The organism is Bradyrhizobium pachyrhizi (assembly GCF_001189245.1).
Classification (GTDB): domain Bacteria; phylum Pseudomonadota; class Alphaproteobacteria; order Rhizobiales; family Xanthobacteraceae; genus Bradyrhizobium; species Bradyrhizobium pachyrhizi.
The window spans coordinates 115,171-119,796 of the sequence record NZ_LFIQ01000077.1 but is presented as its reverse complement, the minus strand read 5'-3'; the positions used below and the strand labels follow the sequence as shown (position 1 = coordinate 119,796).

Sequence of the window (4,626 nt, the reverse complement as noted above, 5' to 3'; positions counted from 1 at the left end):
GCCGCGGGCGCGGCAGTGGTATTTCCGGGGTTACCGTTGGCTGTTCGGGGCTCACGTTTGGCTGTTCGGGGCTCACCTTTGGCTCTGCGGCGTTGGCGATGACACCGGCCAGCTGTTCCTGGCTTGCGTTGAGCCGTTCGGTGACCGTCTCGCTTTCGCGCGCGATCTGATTCTGGGTCGCCTTGATCTGGTCGATGATATCTCTGCTGCGTGCCATTTCTGCTTGGCTCGCTTCGAGTTGGCTTGCGACATTCTTTTGGTCGCGGACCAATTGTTCTTGCCTCGCCTCAAGCTGTTCGACCGCCTGCCTCAAGGCAGCGAGATCGCGCGCCATCGGTTGAAGCTGCTGCGCCAAGTCGGAAGAAAGTGCGGCGGCAGTCGGCGCAACGTCTTTCGGTGTGGCGTCTTTCGGCGGGGTTTGCGCAGGAGGTGAGGAGTGGCCAGAGGAGGCCACCATCGCCGTGTCGCTGGGTGACGACCACCACCAAGCAGCGCCACCAATGCATGCTGCCAGCACAGAACCGACAATGGCCAGGTGGCGCCAATCCGCCAATCGATGAACCGCTTCTAGCGGCGCGTGAAACGCTTTCTTGCTGGTCGGCGGGCCGGAAGGGCTGACTCCTGCTTCGCGCGCGAGGTTCGAAAGCTGCTCTTCCAAGCTCACGAGCCGCCCTTCCGCGACCCTGTCATTCAGCATGGAATCCATTTTGTGCTCCGTATCAAATGCAAGGTCACCCGCCTTGGGAGCAGATCCGCTCTTCGGCGCGCTAACATTCAACGGGACCCAGATGGGTATTTGCAGCTTAAGCTTACGAGGGATGAGGATGCGGCCTGCACGTCACATCGTCTCTCTTTTTGTAAGCTCATCCTTCCTGAACTGTCCCGACGATTTTGGCCGAGATATGGTTCGTCCGCAATCGGGAACACCGCTTGCCGTGGGGCGCTCGAGGTCGTGGATCGGGGTCCTGTTCGGCCGCCTCATGACAGCGAACGCGACCATCTGATGCATCTCGCAGCCGAGGCACGTTGCTTCGAGGTGCGTAGTCGGCGTTGGGAGCGTCGCTAAGCGCCGGCGAGGGCCTGGCTGGACCCTGAAACGCCGGATGCGGAGCGTTCCATGTTTGGCACGCGATCATGCCGGCATCCTGCTGGGGCGCCCGGCCGACAGTAGTGCCAAACATGTACCCCGGGCTCCTCCCGCAAATTCTAGCAGGTTGCGTTGCGCTGTTGGCGAGACCGCCCGTCGACAGGTCGCGGCTAGTCTTCCTCCGGTATCGAGCGCGCGCCAGAATTGGTTCTTCTCCGTACTAATACGGATACGAAAGTGGCGGATTGCTGCGCCGGACTCGGCTAAGCAACAGGGATATTTGCTCCGGCGCCGACGACCCTTTCCGAATACTGCTTTTCCTTTTCCATTTTCGGGCGCAGCCGACACGAGGGGTTGGTCGGGATGAATTTGTCGGGCCGTCTGGCGATGGGGATGATGTTTCCCGTCGCCGCGCTCCTGCTCGCGCTGGGCTTCATCCATGGCGTGACCTGGCCGGGCGTTCTGCTCGCCGGTGGCGCGGTTGCGGTGGTATTGATGACGGCTGAGATGATTGCGAGATCGCTGTCCAGGACGCCCGCCCAGCTGGTGCGGGCGGCGGAGGCGCTGTCGCGCGGCCAGCAGGTCGCGCTCGGCTCAGGCGATGACGGCGAGACCGCTCAGCTCGCGGTGACGCTTGCCGAATTGTCGGCGCAGCTGGGCAGCAGGCAGCACCTGCTGGAGAAGACCGTCGAGAGCATCCGCGATCCGGTCGTGGTCGCCGACGAGCACGGGATGATCGTGATCGTCAACGCCGCGGCGCGACGGCTGTACAGTGTCGAACCCGGTTTTGATACCCTGACCGGCGTTCGCACCTTCCAGAACTATTATTCCGACGGTACCACCGTGATGCCGATCCCGGACACGCCGATGGCGCGTGCGCTGCGCGGCAATGACGTCGACGATTTCGAGTTGATCGTCAAACCGCAACCGCCGCAACCGGCCGTCTTCCTTGTCGTCAACGCGCGGCCGCTGCGCGACGATACCGGCAATCTGCGGGGCGCGGTCGCCGTGCTGCACGACGTCACCGCGCAGCGGCGGGCACACCAGGCGCTGGTCGAGAGCGAGCAGATGGCGCAGGCCATCGTCAGGACCGCGCTCGACGCCTTCGTCCAGACCGACCAGGACGGCTTCATTCTCGACTGGAGCCCGCAGGCCGAGGCGCTGACCGGCTGGACGCGCTCCGAGGCGGTCGGTTATCGGGTGGTCGAACTGGTGTTTCCGGAGGAGCTGCGCGTTGCGCACCGGCAGCGGATCACCCGCTTCCTGCAGGAGACCGCGGCCGGCGGCATGGGCATGCGCTATGAAACGGCGTGCCTGCACCGCGACGGTCACCGGTTCTATGTCGAGGTGTCCCTCAACGCGCTGCGCCGCGGCGATGGCTGGATCATCAATTCCTTTGTCAGGGACGTCAGCCAGCGCCGGATCGCCGAGGAGCAGTTGATCCAGGCGCAGAAGTCGGAATCGCTGGGGCGGCTGACCGGCGGCATCGCGCACGACTTCAACAACATGCTGACCGTGATCACCGGCACGATCGAAATCCTCGCCGACGGCGTCAAGGACAATCCGCAACTTGCCGCGATCGCCAAGCTGATCAGCGATGCCGCCGATCGCGGCGCGCAACTCACCTCGAGCCTCCTGGCATTCGCGCGCAAGCAACCGCTGCAGCCCGGCGAGACCGACGTCAACGACCTGGTCGGCGAGGTGGTCCGGCTGCTGTCGCAGACGCTCGGCTCGCAGACCGAGATCAGGACGGAGCTCGGCCGCAATGCCTGGCTCGCCTTCGTCGACCGCAGCCAGCTTGGTGCCGCGCTGGTCAACCTCGCCATCAATGCGCGCGATGCCATGCCTGACGGCGGCACGCTGACCTTTGCGACCCGTAACGTCCAGCTCGGGATTCCCGACGCCGTGGCGTGCGGCGTCGAGCGCGCCGGCGATCATCTCGTGATCGAGGTGACCGATACCGGCACCGGTATTTCGCCGACGCATCTAGAGAAGATCTTCGATCCGTTCTTTTCCACCAAGGAGGTCGGACAGGGCGCCGGGCTCGGGCTCAGCATGGTGTTCGGCTTCGTCAAGCAAAGCGGCGGCGGGATCGAGGTCAAGAGCGAGCAGGGGCGCGGCACCATCTTCAGGATCTATCTGCCGAAGGCCGACGGCACCGCACAGCGCGCGGCGGAGGAGGACGATCTGCCCGTCAGGGGCGGCGACGAGACGATCCTGTGCGTGGAGGACGACCCTACGATCCGAGACTATGTCACGGGCCAGCTCGAAAGCCTCGGCTACAACGTGCTGGTCGCGGCGAACGCGGACGCCGCGCTCGAAATCGTCAAACGCGGCACCGCGTTCGACCTGCTGTTCACCGATATCGTGATGCCCGGCAGCATGAACGGCCGGCAATTGGCGGAGACACTGATGGCGGGGCGCCCGGCACTGCGGGTGCTGTTCACCTCGGGCTACAGCGATGGCGTGCTGCCTGCGCAGCAGGGGCGTGGCGGCCACGGCATTCCGCTGCTGACCAAGCCCTATCGGCGCGGCGAACTGGCGCGGATGCTGCGGCGCTGCCTTGATCTTCAGGTCGACTTTCAGGGCGATCCGGTTCCGCAGCCTTATTCCGTGCAGCCCGATCTCGAACGCTTCCTGCGCGAGAATCCGCCCGCGAAGACGTAGACCGCGGCGTGCCTGGATGCCAATGGGTCCGCAACGCGCGGCCCGATGATAAACTGCGCGAGACCCATCACCCGCTATTTGACGGGTTTCGCTTCGCTCTACCCATCCTACGCGCTAAGCTCCCGCGACAAAGGCGCGGCCGGTCAACGGCCCGATCTCAGGGAGTATGGAATGCAGGACCGCAAATGGTCGAGGCGCGACTGGCTCAAGGTGACGGCGGCCACCGCCGCCGGCATGGTATTCGCGGAGCCGCTGCGCGCGGCGGCGCCGCCGGCGGAAGCCGTGACGCCGGAGCTGATCGCAGCCGCCAAGAAGGAAGGCAAGATCTCGTTCTACAGCGCGCTGGAACTGAACACGGCCGAGCGTCTCGCGCGTGACTTCGAGCAGAAATATCCCGGGATCAGCGTCCGCGTCGAGCGCTCCGGCGCGGAACGCATTTTCCAGCGGATCGCCCAGGAGCAGGGCAGCGGCATCAACGCCGTCGACGTCGCCAATTCCACCGATCCGGCGCATTACCTCGACTGGAAGAAGAACGACTGGCTCGCGGCCTATGTGCCGGAGGACGTCGCCAGACATTTCCCGGCCGACCAGATCGATCCCGACGGCACCTCGGCGACGTCCTGCGCCTGGTTCGAGGTGATCGGCTACAACACCGAGCAGGTGAAGCGCGAGGAGGCGCCGAAGAGCTACGCCGACCTGCTCGATCCCAAGTGGCGCGGCAAGATCGTCAAGGGCCACCCGAGCTATTCCGGCGCGATCATGACCGCGACCTTCGTGCTGGCACGCGACCTCGGCTGGCCGTATCTGGAGAAGCTGTCGCAGCAGCGGGTGATGCAGGTGCAGTCGGCGGCCGATCCGCCGAAGAAGATCCT

General features: G+C 64.8%; 3 protein-coding genes. 2 read left to right on the top strand and 1 reads right to left on the bottom strand.

What is annotated here, in order from left to right:
* Positions 1-706 (bottom strand): coiled-coil domain-containing protein (locus AKL29_RS41975; protein WP_193395221.1); only part of this gene is annotated, 706 nt, incomplete at its 3' end.
* Positions 707-1,450: 744 nt separating this feature from the next.
* Between AKL29_RS41975 and AKL29_RS16675 the strand changes: the two genes are divergently transcribed.
* Both AKL29_RS16675 and AKL29_RS16670 read left to right on the top strand, forming a co-directional pair.
* The gene (locus AKL29_RS16675) at positions 1,451-3,754 is read left to right on the top strand and encodes a PAS domain S-box protein (RefSeq protein WP_050384903.1); all 2,304 of its coding nucleotides are present in this window, start codon (positions 1,451-1,453) and stop codon (positions 3,752-3,754) included.
* Positions 3,755-3,925: 171 nt separating this feature from the next.
* Positions 3,926-4,626 (top strand): extracellular solute-binding protein (locus AKL29_RS16670; RefSeq protein ID WP_244482093.1); only part of this gene is annotated, 701 nt, incomplete at its 3' end.